Origin of the sequence: Pseudophaeobacter sp. 1A09344 (assembly GCF_041008745.1) — a bacterium.
Taxonomy (GTDB): domain Bacteria; phylum Pseudomonadota; class Alphaproteobacteria; order Rhodobacterales; family Rhodobacteraceae; genus Phycobacter; species Phycobacter gallaeciensis_A.
This window is the reverse complement of the sequence record NZ_JAXGFS010000012.1, coordinates 34,522-47,908: the sequence shown is the minus strand read 5'-3', so window position 1 is coordinate 47,908 and position 13,387 is coordinate 34,522. Positions and strand designations below refer to the sequence as shown.

10 protein-coding genes are annotated in these 13,387 nt (G+C 60.1%); 4 read left to right on the top strand and 6 right to left on the bottom strand.

Annotation, left to right across the window (positions count from 1 at the left end; genetic code table 11):
- The first annotated feature begins 145 nt into the window (after positions 1-145).
- Entirely contained in the window at positions 146-739 is a 594-nt protein-coding gene (locus SM765_RS18485; protein WP_342455902.1) for a rhodanese-like domain-containing protein, read from the top strand.
- 94 nt (positions 740-833) lie between these two features.
- On the opposite strand, the gene asnB is transcribed toward SM765_RS18485, so the two are convergent.
- Both asnB and SM765_RS18475 read right to left on the bottom strand, forming a co-directional pair.
- A complete protein-coding gene (asnB, locus tag SM765_RS18480; RefSeq protein WP_274835787.1) occupies positions 834-2,381 on the bottom strand; it encodes an asparagine synthase (glutamine-hydrolyzing) in 1,548 nt (515 codons plus the stop codon).
- A gap of 12 nt (positions 2,382-2,393) precedes the next feature.
- Positions 2,394-2,630 (bottom strand): hypothetical protein, encoded by a 237-nt coding sequence (locus SM765_RS18475; RefSeq protein ID WP_274838356.1) that lies wholly within the window; start codon positions 2,628-2,630, stop codon positions 2,394-2,396.
- A gap of 6 nt (positions 2,631-2,636) precedes the next feature.
- Between SM765_RS18475 and SM765_RS18470 the strand changes: the two genes are divergently transcribed.
- The gene (locus tag SM765_RS18470; protein WP_065271025.1) at positions 2,637-3,536 is read left to right on the top strand and encodes a LysR substrate-binding domain-containing protein; all 900 of its coding nucleotides are present in this window, start codon (positions 2,637-2,639) and stop codon (positions 3,534-3,536) included.
- Between the two features lie 353 nt (positions 3,537-3,889).
- Positions 3,890-4,504, top strand: coding sequence for a DUF2202 domain-containing protein (locus tag SM765_RS18465; protein WP_274838354.1), 615 nt, complete (start codon positions 3,890-3,892; stop codon positions 4,502-4,504).
- A gap of 109 nt (positions 4,505-4,613) precedes the next feature.
- Here SM765_RS18465 and SM765_RS18460 read toward each other — a convergent pair whose 3' ends face one another.
- The 4 genes from SM765_RS18460 to SM765_RS18445 all read right to left on the bottom strand — a co-directional run bounded on the left by SM765_RS18460 (position 4,614) and on the right by SM765_RS18445 (position 12,717).
- Entirely contained in the window at positions 4,614-5,081 is a 468-nt protein-coding gene (locus tag SM765_RS18460; protein WP_274838353.1) for a thioesterase family protein, read from the bottom strand.
- A gap of 15 nt (positions 5,082-5,096) precedes the next feature.
- The gene (locus SM765_RS18455) at positions 5,097-6,143 is read right to left on the bottom strand and encodes a methyltransferase (protein ID WP_274828192.1); all 1,047 of its coding nucleotides are present in this window, start codon (positions 6,141-6,143) and stop codon (positions 5,097-5,099) included.
- A 294-nt stretch (positions 6,144-6,437) separates the two neighbouring features.
- Entirely contained in the window at positions 6,438-7,160 is a 723-nt protein-coding gene (locus SM765_RS18450; protein WP_274835791.1) for a CpXC domain-containing protein, read from the bottom strand.
- A 22-nt stretch (positions 7,161-7,182) separates the two neighbouring features.
- Positions 7,183-12,717, bottom strand: a complete 5,535-nt coding sequence (locus SM765_RS18445; protein WP_368981689.1) for a hypothetical protein — start codon at positions 12,715-12,717, stop codon at positions 7,183-7,185.
- Between the two features lie 311 nt (positions 12,718-13,028).
- Here SM765_RS18445 and SM765_RS18440 point away from each other — a divergent pair, with 311 nt between their 5' ends.
- Positions 13,029-13,379, top strand: coding sequence for an META domain-containing protein (locus SM765_RS18440; protein ID WP_274835793.1), 351 nt, complete (start codon positions 13,029-13,031; stop codon positions 13,377-13,379).
- Positions 13,380-13,387: the final 8 nt, after the last annotated feature.

Sequence of the window (13,387 nt, the reverse complement as noted above, 5' to 3'; positions counted from 1 at the left end):
TATAGCCGCTGCAAGGATCATAGCCGTTGCAAGGATCGTCGGGCATAGGCAGTGAGAGAGATCTGAACGCATCAAAAATGCCTCGACTGTGTGTTATTCGAATTTTAGAATGTGATAAGCACACGAGATGAGGGAGGATTCAGACATGCGTGGAATGCTATTGGGCCTTTGTATAGCCGCCATCGCGGCGCCTGCACTGGCGGATAAGGTCGGCATCACCAAGGACATGATGAGCGTGACCGTGACAACGCCTGGCGGCGCGGTTGAGATCAAGCGCAATCAGGATCCCGACGCGCGTCTGGGTGAACCTTGGACAAAGACCTCGCGCCCCTGTCCCAATTTCTGCATCCAGCCGATGACACCGGCACCCGGGGTGACGACCATTGGCGAGCTGGAGGTGCTGGAGTTCCTGAAATCCGGGGAGGCGTTGCTTGTCGATGGGCGCGTTCGCCCGCAGTACGAGCAGGGCACAATTCCGGGTGCCATGTCGGTGCCTTATACCGAGGCTGCCGACCGGCTGGGGGAATTCGGCTGCGAGGTGGATTTCGATGGCTGGATCTGCGAGGGCGAGGTGCCGTCGGTGGTCCTGTTCTGCAACGGGCCATGGTGCGGTCAGTCCCCGACGGCCGCGCGCCGCATGATCGAGGCGGGCTTCCCTGCCGAGAAAATCTACTACTATCGCGGTGGCATGCAGAGTTGGAACATGCTGGGCCTGACCGTGGTGCCGGGCGGTTCCTGAGACGGCCCAGACCGATATGCAATGGCGCGCGCCTTGAGGCTGATGATGCAGCAAGGCGCGCGTAATCGGGGCCGGAATCCCGGCAGGCGGTGCCTCAGGCGACCACCCGGTTTGCCTCCCAGGACCCGGCTGCCTCCAGGATCCGCTCGGGGTTGCGATAGGCATCGCGCAGCAGGTGTTCATACAGCGCGCCTTCTGACTGCCGCGTGACGGGACCGCCGATCAGCGCTGCAAGAGCCGCTTCCAGTGCATCGACGGTGCCGGAGCCTTCGTCGAATTGCGCCTTCTTGCGCCAGACCAGATCCGGCGGCAGCAGGTCTTCGCAGGCTTTGCGCAGGATCCACTTTTCCGTTGTAGCGCCGGTTGCATCCGGAGCCGCAGGATCGGTGCGGCGCATCTTCAGATCTGCGGGGATGGACTGGGCAAAATCGATCAGCTCCCGATCCAGGAACGGAGTTCGGGCCTCGAGGCTCTCGGACATGGTGACGCGGTCGACCCGTTGCAGATTGATGTTGTGCATGGTCCCAAGGGACCGGGTCAGCTCATCTGCCAGCGCCCGGGGATCGTCGACATAATCGTGGTGATAGGTATAGCCGGCGAACAATTCGTCGGCGCCTTCGCCGGTCAGTACCGCCTTGAGCCTGGCCCGGGCCAGCCGTGCTGCGAACAGGGTAGGGAGGGCCGAGCGCACCAGATCCACGTCAGCGGATTCCAGATGATAAAGGACATGCGGCAGGGCTTCGGCCACGTCCTGCGCGGTAAAGACCGTCTCGTAATGGTCGGACCCGATATGTTCGGCCACGGCGCGCGCGGCGATCAGATCGGGGCTGCCCTTGGTGCCGACGGCAAAGGTTTTGAGCGGACCCAGTCCCTGCGCCTTGCGCGCCTTCTGCGCCAGCGCCGCGATGATCGAGCTGTCCAATCCGCCGGAGAGGAAGCTGCCCACCTCCACATCCGCAACCATCCATTTGGCAACGGCTCCCTCCAGTACCAGACGCAGTTCCTGCGCAGTGCCGTCAATATCGAGATCCGGGCCCGCTGCGGCAGCGCCCTGAGGCGTGCGGTACCATTGCCGCCAGCCGGTGCGGCTGTCGAACAGATGTCCGGGCGGGACCGCTTCGACCTGCTCGACCGGGACGCCGTCAAAGGCCTTCAGCTCGGAAGCGAAGACCAGCCCATTGCCCAGCCGCGCCATGTATAGCGGTTTGATACCCAGTGGATCGCGCGCGGCAATGATGCGGTCTTTGGTAATCAGAACAAAGGCGAACATGCCATCCAGCTGGGTGACCCAGCGGGAGCGCCCGGAGCGGAACAGGTGCAGGATCGTTTCACTGTCAGAAGCCGTCTCAAACGCCGCATCGCCTAAGATAGCCCGCAGATCGGCGTGGTTGTAGATCTCGCCGTTGGCAACCAGCATGTCACCTGTCTGGTGGATGGGCTGGGCGCCGTCCTCGGGGCCGATGATAGACAACCGGCAATGGGCCATAGTGAAGGCGGTCTCAGTTGCAGGGGGCTCGATGGTGGGGGTATCTGCATGCCGGAGGACATGCACCTCGTCGGGGCCGCGATGGGCGATCTTCGCGATCATCTCCTCGGCCAGCCCGGCATCGCTGATATTCCAGAAACAAACAAATCCACACATAGTTCTTGGTCCTCAATCGGTTCCATAGCGGTCGCCATAAGGGCGGGGCCGCATTTTGCGCGCGCCGGGCCGCCCTTGCCATGACAGGCCGCGCTGCGCTGTCTTGGCGGCGGCGGGGCAAGGGGGCTGCTGATCGGCTTTGGCCGATGGGCGGGCGCCTTTAAAGTTTTGCGGCACCATGGCTATCAAAATCCCGCGGTTGATAAAAATGAAACATTCTAGCACTATGGATGAGAAAAATTTGACCATAGTGCCATGCCTCGACGTCTTCCTGTTCTCAATGCCCTCAGATCCTTCGAAGCTGCCGCGCGGCATGAAAGCTTCAAGGAGGCTGCGGCCGAGCTGAACGTGACCAATGCCGCCATCAGCCATCAGGTCAAATCGCTTGAAGAAGCCTTTGGCATGAGCCTGTTCCGGCGGCGTGGGCGTGCCGTTCAGCCGACGGACGCCGCCAAACGGTTTGCCGACCGGATCGGCAAGGCCTTCGACACGATCGAGGCCGCTGCGATTGAACTGCAGGGCAACCCGATGAGCGGGACATTGCGGCTGGCGGTCACGCCCTTTTACGGCAATCGCATCGTATTGCCGCGCCTGTCGCGGTTTCATGCCATGTATCCGGAGATCACGGTCGAACCGGAGATGAGCGCCACGGATACCGATTTTCGTAAATCGGATCTTGATGGTGGCATGCGCTATGGCACCGGGGAGTGGCCCGGGCTGACCGCAGTCGAACTGCACCGTGATGAACTGGTGCCGGTGGCGGCGCCCTCGGTTGTCTCGGGGCGGCGTCTGCCACTGTCCGCCGATGAGATTGCCAAGCTGACCCTGGCCTATATCGAGGGCCGCAAGGACGATTGGCAGGCCTGGCTGAACCTTTTGGGTTATGCGGGGTCGCCACCACAGGACATGGTTGCCTATGATAGCCGGGCGCGGGTCGTGGACCTTGCCTTTGCCGGGCATGGTGCTGCGCTGGCCGATGTCAGCCTGACCGCTGCCGACGTGGCTGCCGGGCATCTTGTGCGCCTCAATGAGACCCGCCTGACCACCGGACGGGGGATGTGGCTGGTCTATCCGGATACGGATTTCCCCGATCCGCGGCTCATTGCCTTTGGCGAATGGTTCAAATCCGAGGTCGCAAAGATCCCGATCGCCTAGGTACTCGACGTGAGTGGGCCTCTCAGCAGTGAGGCTTGGCTCCGATCTCTCCAATGCGATCTTGAAATGTGCTCTGAGCATTCTAATGGCTGTTGTCAGAACGCATGCGCTGGCATGTCTGGCAGCATGCAGAGGTTGCCAATCGGCTTCCAAGGCTTGCGGCACGACGTCACGAGTGCAGTCGTTGCAGAGGGTGCACGGCAAAATTTCGCTGCCAAATCAGCGGCGCAACGCCGGTCTGCTGGCAGGCCAGTTTCAATTCGCGAGCCAATTTACATATGTATTTTTCTGAATGTAATGGGCGCGCCGGGCCTCGTTCACCTTGAGATCAGCAACCGGCACAGGAGAAAGACATGAGCATGAACAGTGTTTCCTACCGCGAGTACACAGTGAGTTTCGAAGGCACCGACGGTGTTAAACTGTCCGCCGAAACCGGCCTTGATACAGGTATTGGCGGTGGCAAATGGCACCGCAACGAAGCTGAGACACAGCAGGTTGAAACGGTATCAACCGATGATACCTATGTTGCTGTGACGCTGAGCGCTGAGGCCATCGCAGAGCTGAAGTTCATGATCGAAGAGGAGAAGCTTGCGGGCGATCTCTACGAGGCCTTTTACGATGTTTATGGAGAGGAGATCTTCGCCAATATCGAGGTCTCCGAAGACCAGCACTTTGACGCGCTTGTCGACTATGCAGAGAAGATCGGCGTCGATGTCGATTCCTTCGTTTTCGACACCGCTGGCGAATTCTCCAATCCCGAGTTGCAGGAGATGTACGACACGCTTCTGGAGCAGGGGCTGACCTCGCTAGAAGACGCGCTGGAGGTCGGTGTGGCGATCGAGGAGAAAGACATCGTCGATATCGCGGCAGCGGCCGAAGCCGTGCAGGACACCGCCCTGGCGGATATCTATGAAAACCTGCTTCAGGGCTCTTATGCGCACCTTGATGCCTTTGAGGCTGTACTGTGACCGAAATCGCCTCCGGTTTCAGTCACAGATTGGCTTGGCCTCGCAATCGCGAGGCCAAGTGCAGCCACGGACCTTGCAGGTGAAGGCAGACCAGCTGGTCGGGGTGGCGTCAACCGGGAGTAGTTCCGCGCAATTGGCGAACTGCGCGTCCGACCCATTCCGGGGCCGGGGACAGAACCGCATCCAAAAGGCTGTTATAGATCGCCTCGGGGAAGGCCGTGGCACGTTGCTGGCGCGTATCGTAGTGCAGCAGCATGCATTCAAACGTCGCGCATTCCTGATCGGCCGACCACATTGTGTGCCCGATCTGCAAACGTTTGCTGTCCACGCCCAGGATCGCGGCCTCGATTGACAGGGTTGCCGGAGCGCGCACTTCCCCCACGTACCGCAGGTGCGTTTCAAGCGTATATAGCGCACAGCCCGTTTCCTCGAAATATGCGGTACCGATCCCGAAACGGTCTTGCAGTTTCCATGTCGCATTGCTGAACGGGACCAGATAGTAGGCTTCGTTCAGGTGGCCATAGGCATCCAGCCACTCCTGCTGAAGCGGCTCTTCGTGTACGCGAAATGTCGACATCTCCGCTCCCCCGGCTCAGGCAGGTTTGGAAAAGACGACCAGTTTGGTCATCGCGGGGATCAGGTTGTCGACGGTCTCTACCTCGAAACCGATCTTTTTGCCCATTTCCGTCAGCCAGCCCACCGATAGCGAACGGGCGTCGGGGGTAAAGGCCATGTGCTGCAACTGCCAGAGTGCGGCCAGCGCGGGTCCGCGGCGGTTCTCTTCCACCATGAAGTCATGCACCATCAGCTTGCCACCGGGAGCCAGCGCCTCAAAGCCTTTCGTCAGCAGGCCTTCGACGTCGTCGCCGGGAACGCCGCTCATCAGATAGGACATCAGGATGGCGTCCTGGTTGCCTGGCCACTGGATTTCGATGGCGTTGCCTGGAATATAGCGCACCCGGTCGATCAGACCGGCCTCGGAGACAAAGCCCCAGCCGATTTCTGCCACGTTGGGGAAGTCGATGATGGTGGCCTCAAGGTTCTCATATTCGTTGCACAGGCTGATTGTCATCGCGCCGGTACCGCCGCCAACGTCCAAAAGCGTCTTGGCATGAGACAGGTCCACAGTGCGGGCCAGTGTGCGCCCCGGGCCGAGCGAGCCGGCGTGCTGGCTTTCGGAATAGACCGAAGCCTGTTCCTCATCCGCCATCCAGTGTCGGTAAGAAGCGATTGCATCCTCGGAGAGTTCGCCTTTCATCACCGCATTCAACTGCAGCAGGAAGGGGTACATCTGCTGGTCGATCTGATAGCGAAGATAATCGCCGAAATCGTATTTCGATGTTTTCGAAAGGAAATTCTGCGCGGCGGGGGAATTCTTGATCTTGTCATCGTCCGTGTTGCTCAGCAACCCGACGCTGGCCAGCGCGGTTGTCAGCGTGACGATGCGGTTGAGCGGCACATCTGCGGCCTCTGACAGTTCTTTGGCCGTCTTGGGGCCGTCCGCGAGCAGTGAAAAGATACCGACATGCAGACCGGTGAACAGCGCCTTTGATGCCATGAAACTGAAAGCGATGGACGACAGATCCTCCGCGCTTTCGATTGCATTGTTGTCGAGTGTCGCCGGGGTCAGATCCTGCATGAAGCCCACTTACCTTTCTGTCATTTCGGATGTGTCTGGGAGCATACACAGCCGTAGCTGCCACGCAACAGTAGTGCCGGAAACATGTTACAAGTTGTCGGTTTTGAGCCAAATTTTGATGCATTCTACGGTGAAGAGCGCCTTCCATCCCTGCTTTTCCAGCCGCGATGGGCAGAGCACGGATGGGTTTAACCGCACCTAGTGGCAGGGCAGATCGCCTGATGTCTGCCCGACAAGAGGAACGTTTTTGCCCCTCCGCCGCCGCGGTTTGCGCTGAGTGTCGGCTGCGCGGTGTTAACCTGCCTGGCGTTTATCGCCCGTATGGCGGCCTTCACCCATGTAGAGTTTCTGCATATCGACGAAAGGTCCTGTCTCCAGCCGACCGCGGATCGCGGCCCATCCCTCCGGGTTGTCGTGGATCACCTGATACAGCTCTGATGGCACGTTCAGGTATTCAATGTATTTTTCCGATGCGGTTTCCAGCCAGGCAAAGACATAGCTGCCGGTCTCTTCGTCCACATCGACAAGCCGCAGCTCAATGCCTTCAGCCAAGGGGGCGGTTTCGACGCTGCGCAGGATATGCAGCTTCATCATCTCGACGATCACATCGTCCAGCTCCAGTTGCCGCAGCAGCAATTTTTCCCGCACCGCTGGCCAGCCAAAGGTCAGTCGCACGGTTAGCCCTTTGCCGACCTCCTGCGCGGCAGCGGGGGCCTGCGACCCATAGCTGGTGGAAAACAGATCATTGGCCTCATCCTCCAGCTCCAGATGATCGCGCAACCGGTTGGCAGGCATCGCAGCGATCCATTGCCCGCGCCCGGCGTCGAGGTAATTGAACTGCGGTTGCAGGCGAAAACTCTCGCCGCAGGCGGGGCAGGCCGCGTCCTGAAACCGGTCCTCCAGGATGTCGTCCCGTAGGTCGGGACGACGGTCGGCGTTGACACTGCCGACGGCGGACATGGACACGGGCGCCTCGCATTGCGGGCAGAGCAGATTGACGGGATGAAACAGGGACATCGGTCGGCAGCCTTTCGATCAGTCAGAGTTTGGACAACCAGTCAATCGCCGGATGGTTCGGTTTCAGCTTGCCCGAGTGATAGGCGGCATAAAGTTCGGAAAACCATTCACCCGGCGCCCGGAACTGGTAGCCGGTCATGCCCTTGGCGCGTGCGCCAAGCAAATAGGAGGTCCAGCTGTTGGTATAACTCTCCTGATATACAACACCGTCAATCGCGAGCTTCTTGGCAGAGGTCATGCTGGACCATGGTTTTGCGGGCTCCGAGGCGCTATCGATATGCGCCTGAACCTGAACGCGCCGGGTTTCCCATTCTTCGTCCGTGCAGGTCTCGTCCGCGGGTTTGTCCGGGGCGTGGGCGCTTGTGTTATGGGCCATGTATTCGGTGATATAGTCTTTGTCGTATTTGAACTTCTTGGCAAATTTCTCGGCGATGTCCGAAATCGCCATGCCGTATTCGGTCCAGCCACCGAAATCCTTTTTGCTGCCGTTGCTGTTCATGAAACCGTGTTTGTCATCCACCGCATGGCCAACCTCGTGCAGGGTGTTCCAGTTGAAATAGGTCACCGGTTCTTCGTTCGCGGGTTTGCATTTTTCCAGCTCGGCGCGCTCTTCCGGGGTGGCCGCATCATCCAGGCTGCCGACCGCGTCATCACTGCCGAAGGCATAGTTGGGCGATAGGCCCGCATCACCTTCGTGCATCACGATCCGCTTTTCGTTGCCCTGGTACATGGATCCGCCTTTGTCGGCTTCGTTGATGGCGAATTTCTTCAGCGAGTCATTGTTGAGCGTGTGGTCCAGCGGCAGGTCTTGCATTGCCTTGTAGAAGGCCACGATATTGGGGCCTTTCAGATCGCCATCGGCGATTTCGGTGGCTGGCGCCAAGTTCTTGTTGCTGAAGTTCTTGATATCGCAGCCAAAGCGCGCCTTAAAGGCGACCTTGACCACCGCGCGCTGGGCTTCCGGCTCCAGATTGTCGATCATCGCATCCAGCTCGGCGGTGCCACCCGGGCGTGCCAGGATTTTCTCGATGTCTGCCGGGTCTGGCGGCGTATTGGCCCGCATCTGCGCCATGACATAGGCGCTGGTGCCAATGGCGCGTGCCTCTTCCAGCAGCTTGATAGCGTCTGCAGGCTGTTTACCTGCGTCCTGCGCCGCGGCATCCGCCAGTTTCTTGCGCATGGTGTCGATGCTGGGTTTGATGACGTAGCGGTGTTCGTGTCCTTCGAGCACTGCCAGACGGGGCTCCACTTCCGGCTCGGCGCGCAGCTCTTTGTACGTCTTATGCTGCTTGGCCAGCTCCAACGCGGTTTTGGTCAGGACGATAGCCTTTTCAATATCGGCGCTGACCGATGCATAATTCTGGCCACCTCTGGCAGCGGTCTGTGCCCCGGTCAGCAGCTTTTCAACTTCGGCGACCTCGGCGGCGACATAGGCGGCCTCTTCGTGGTCCTCGACCGGGGTCAGGGCCGTGCGGGTGCGGGCGATTTCCTGTGTGATGAAGGCATATTGCGAAATCACCTCGTCCGCCGTGTTGCAGGCCTCCAGCGCGGCAAGAAGATGCGCTTTGGCGACCTTGGGCGCCAATCCGTCTTTCTGGCAGTTTTCGATTTCCGCCGTCGCGGTCTTCAGGTGTACCGCTGCGACATCGGCGTTTTCACGGCTGCCGACAACTTTGATCGACAGTTTCGCCGCCTGCACCTGCGGCCACCACGGGGCGCTGTCCTCGTCGCCGCCAATGGCAGAATTCACCACTTCAAGGATGCCATGCGTCTTGGCGGTCGAGAGGGCCTCTTCGGCCGAACCCGCCACTTCCTCTGCCATGGTTTTTGCCGTCGCGTAGTCACTCGGTGCCAGTTTGACCAGCGCGTCGTATTTGGCTGTCAGACGGGTCAGATGGGCCGCAATGGCGTCGGCATGTTTGTGCGCCTGTGCCTCGTCCAGCTTGGCCTTTGCCTCTGCCCGGGCGGTCTCATACGCCGAGGATCCGGTGATCGTGGTCAGCAACGCCTTGGCGGTCTCGGTGAGAGCCTTCAACTCCTTCACAGCTTGTGAATAATCGTTTTCCGTCAGGTCGGTCCGGGTGGTATCGAGCTTGGCTGCCGCCAGCCGGTCTGTCATCTCCTTGATCCGGTCCTTGGTGGCATCGTTGCTTTCGGCGGCCAGTGCATCGACAGCTGCCTGCGCATCGGTAACCGCCTGAGGGTAGGGGGCCGCCGCTGCGAGAAGAACCTTGCAGGCCTCGATCTTTTGATAGGCCTTTTCGAACATCCCGCGCGCGGCCGTGTAGGTATGCGCGGCCTTCATCGCCTCATATTTGGCAAAATCCGCATCCGCGCGGGCGATCTGATGTACCCCGGCTTCCTTGCCCGGTCCGATCAGCGTGGCACGGGGCACCTTGAAATAGGGACCTTCCCAGCCTAGCACGGTTTTGAGTGTCGTCAGATCCGCGTCGGTGGCCTTTTCCCAACCGGCTGCATCCTTGGCCTTCTCCGCGGCGCCTTTGAAATCCCGCGCGGTTTGCAGCCGGATACTCTCGTCGATCAGCGCCTGAATCTCGGTCTTGCGATGCTCCAGCTGTGTTTCTACATCGCCTCCCTCGGTGGTGATCTTGGCGATCACTGCGGTTGCCTTGGCTCGGTCCGCCTTGATCGTCTTGTAGAGCTCACCTTCCGCGCGGGCCTGGTCGACCATAGCGCGTGCGGCGGCAAGCTTGGCCTCGGCGCCGTCGTAGTCATAGGCTTCGGGCTTGATCAGATCGTCTGCTTCGCTGGTCAGACGGGTGATGTCATCCAGATGCGGCTGCAGGCAATTGGCATCGTTCAGCGCCGCCAGCCCAGCCACCCGCGTTCCCAGCGAGGTTTTCAGTTCCTCATAGGCGTGATGCTGATGGACCAGCACCATGGCGAGTTTCAAATTGGCGATGGCGCTGTCCAGATGCGCGCGCGCATCGTCATATTTCTTGACCTTCTTGGCTTTTTCAGCTTCGGCAGCGGGCACCTGGGCCTTGGCGATCAGCACGGTGAAATCATTGCCGGTATCCGCCGCGACCACCTTGTCCCGGATATCGGTGAAGACCTTGAAGGCCGGATCCCATTTTTTTTTCAGGTTATCCAGCGCGGCGGTATCGGTCAGCCCGTCGAGTTCAACCGAGGCCTCAGCCGCAGCCTTAGCGCTGTCGATGCGTTTTTCCGCATCCGCCAGACAGGTGTTGGCCGTGGTGAAGTCGAGCTTGAGCGCATGGGCCACGGCTTCGGCCAGCAGCGCCTTGGCATCGGCCAGCATGCCTGCGGCTTGCGGTACGTTCTTCAGCGGTGCGATCTTGCCCTGAACGACCTGGCGCTTTTCCTTGTAGGCCTTACAGGCGTCCGCCTGCGCAGTGGTCGCTGCCCAATCCCCGGCCGTGGCATCCAGCAGGGATATGGCCGTTGAGTACTTGTGAAGCGCCGCTTCCGCCTTGGCCGAGGCGAGATCGCTTTCCATTTTCAGGATGATCACCTGAATGCCCGAGGCGCCATCGTGGTCCTTGAACTCTTTCAGCTTGGCCTCAAAGGCGGTCAGCTTGGGCGCGTATTGCTGCACCACCGGAATTTCGGTTTCCAGAAACGCGCGCAGGTGCCAGAACTTGCCAAGGGTCTTGAGAGAGTCAGCGTAGTCCTTGCTCGTGGCGACATCGGAATCGTTGTAATAGCCATTCGCCTCGGCCAGCTTGACCGTCAGCAGGTTTTTGACAGCGCCGGGAAGCGTGGCCCAGTAATCGACCCAAGTCTTGGCCTTGGGCCGGGCGTCTTCATAGCTTTCCCGCAGCGTCCGCACCCGGGCAGTTTTGGCGTAAACTGCGGCGATCTCATCCAGCTTCTTGATGCCATCCTTGAATTTCTTCGCGGCTTTGTCCTGCTGCGCGGCATCGTAAAGGCGTTCCATCTCGCGGGCGGCATCATCGATCGCTGGATCGCCGACCGTCACCCCACGCGCAGCGTCGGCCAGCTCCTTGCGGTCGGGGTCCAGCGCCATGAAATGGGCGAAGTCATCGGCCAGCACCTCGGCCTTGGTGATCTCGGCCTCAGCAGCCGTGAGCGCCTCAGTCGCGGTTTTCAGATCGTGAGCCTTTGCCTTTGCGATGGCGTCCGTGCGGATGTCGTTGATCTTGGCGATTTCGGGCGCGATTTCCGGAGCCCCGGCCTTTGGATGGCTGGTCAGAGGGACCATCCGCAGGTCAAAGATCGCCAGCGCCTTGCCAAAACCGGTCTTGGCTTCGGTGTCGGTGGCAACTGCCTTTTTCAGCCCGGCAAGCGCCTTTTCACCAGCGTCCAGCTTGGCCGTGCTGCTGCTTTCGGGTTTGGCCTTGGCTTCGTTCGCCAGCGCTTCGACTTTCTCCAGGGCGGTTTTCCATTTGTCCGGGGTCTGGCTGACCGCCTCGGGCACGATGGTGTTATAGGTCTTCACCGGCCCGTCGCGCAGCTCTTTCAACGCGGCTTCGATACGGGCAATCTGGTCGGAAAGGTCTGTATCATCCGTGTCGCCACCGGCTTCGCCTGAGGGCGGAGCGGATTGTTCGGGCGCTTTTTCCGGTGCGTCCGGGCGGGGGATCGTTGTCGTGTCGCCGCCTTCGGCCGCCTCGGCCCCTCCGCTTGGCGGGGCCGGTTCTTCCTGAGGTGCCTCGGCCGCGGCCTGACGGGCCTTGGAAATGGCCTGTGCCAGCGGACCGACCGCCTTAAGCGCGCCTTCGAAATCAGGCGGCGTGGCTTCCACCCTCGCGGTGATCTGAGCCCAGACCGCCTGAATTTTCTCGGATTGGGTTGTCTTGAAGGAGAGAACCTCGTCGATCAGCGGCTTCAGCTTGGCTTCTGCCTGCTGCCACTTTGCCTCAAGCAGGGTTTGCCGCTTGGCCCGCGCAGCGGCGTCCTGGGCCGCAGTCTTCATCTCGGCCGACAGCTTGGCCACATGCTCTAGCGCCGTGGCAAAGGCGCCGGTGTCCGCCTTGGCCTTCAACGCCTTCCAAAGCGTCTCGACCCGGGAAAGATCAATCCCGGCGATCTGACGCAGCTTTACGAGGTTGGCTTCGACCTTTTTCGCGGCTGCAGCCCATTTTTCCTCTGCCGGATCTGGCGTGCCCGAGGGCGCCGCGGGGCCGTCCGGTTCTGCCGTATCCGTCGCCGTCTCGCCGCTTGCGGCCTCTTTCGCAGCCGGGCCTTCTTCGTCCTCATCTTTCTCCGCTTCGACGACCTTTCCGTCTGGGTCCTGAATGATGATGCTGTATTTCAGCCCGACGACCATGAACATTTTCTTGGTCTTGCGGGCCATGCCCGGCGGGATCTTTCCTTCGACAATGAGGGTCAGTTCCTTGCCGTCCAGTTTCAGCCGTCCAAAGGTGAACTGCGGCGTCTCCCCATCGGATTTCGCCTGCTTGCCAAGCACCTTGGCGGCTTTGGTCTTGTGGGTGAGAAAGACCGAGTCTTCGATCTTCTTGCCAAAACACAAACCAAAGGCCAGCTCGCGTTTGCGGGCGATTGCCATCTGTTGTTTGATTTCTTTCGCGGCAGATCCATCAAGAGGCATTGGGCAGCTCCTGGACTGAAAAACTGTTTAAAAATAGCACACTACACACTTGCCTCTTTCAGGGTCGCACGCGGTTAACGTTTCGGCAAGAATTTTTTTCTTGTGAAACCGTACAGACTGCGCAGACTCTGGGGGCATATGCACCAAGGTGAGATTATGCCGATTTTCCCGATAACCGGCTCTGACACATGAGGATTTCAGGTCCCTTTCTGGCCGTGATCCTGGCAGTCAGTGCCGGGGTTTGCGGTTGGAGTTTGGCGGGATTTTCTTATGCCTCGGAGCACGCCAATGCACCCAGTGGAGGGGTCCCCATGGTTTCACCCACGGCAGAGAGTTTCGATGGCGCCTGGATCGTGCAGCGGGTAAAGGACATCGATATTGCGGGCTTTGACGAAATGCGGTTCGATTTTGCCGAGGGCACGCTCTACGGCTCCAGCCCCTGCCGCAGCTTCACCACCACCTACGGGCCGGACCTGCAGAACCTCATGTTCACGCCGTTTGATATTGGCGGCGGGCTCTGTGATGAACAGACGATGATCGCAGAGCGCGAGTTCCTGCAGCAGCTGGGTCTGGTCAACCGGATGGAACTGGCCGAGGACGGGCAACTGGTCATGTACAACTTTGATGAGCCGCTGCTCTGGGCGGTGCGACTGCCCGGCTGAACCTGCGC

Excerpts from the sequence above, each read along its gene's own strand:
- SM765_RS18485 (WP_342455902.1), top strand. The coding sequence starts at position 146 with ATGCGTGGAATGCTATTGGGCCTTTGTATAGCCGCCATCGCGGCGCCT.
- asnB (WP_274835787.1), bottom strand. The coding sequence starts at position 2,381 with ATGTGTGGATTTGTTTGTTTCTGGAATATCAGCGATGCCGGGCTGGCC.
- SM765_RS18475 (WP_274838356.1), bottom strand. The coding sequence starts at position 2,630 with ATGGTCAAATTTTTCTCATCCATAGTGCTAGAATGTTTCATTTTTATC.
- SM765_RS18470 (WP_065271025.1), top strand. The coding sequence starts at position 2,637 with ATGCCTCGACGTCTTCCTGTTCTCAATGCCCTCAGATCCTTCGAAGCT.
- SM765_RS18465 (WP_274838354.1), top strand. The coding sequence starts at position 3,890 with ATGAGCATGAACAGTGTTTCCTACCGCGAGTACACAGTGAGTTTCGAA.
- SM765_RS18460 (WP_274838353.1), bottom strand. The coding sequence starts at position 5,081 with ATGTCGACATTTCGCGTACACGAAGAGCCGCTTCAGCAGGAGTGGCTG.
- SM765_RS18455 (WP_274828192.1), bottom strand. The coding sequence starts at position 6,143 with ATGCAGGATCTGACCCCGGCGACACTCGACAACAATGCAATCGAAAGC.
- SM765_RS18450 (WP_274835791.1), bottom strand. The coding sequence starts at position 7,160 with ATGTCCCTGTTTCATCCCGTCAATCTGCTCTGCCCGCAATGCGAGGCG.
- SM765_RS18445 (WP_368981689.1), bottom strand. The coding sequence starts at position 12,717 with ATGCCTCTTGATGGATCTGCCGCGAAAGAAATCAAACAACAGATGGCA.
- SM765_RS18440 (WP_274835793.1), top strand. The coding sequence starts at position 13,029 with ATGGTTTCACCCACGGCAGAGAGTTTCGATGGCGCCTGGATCGTGCAG.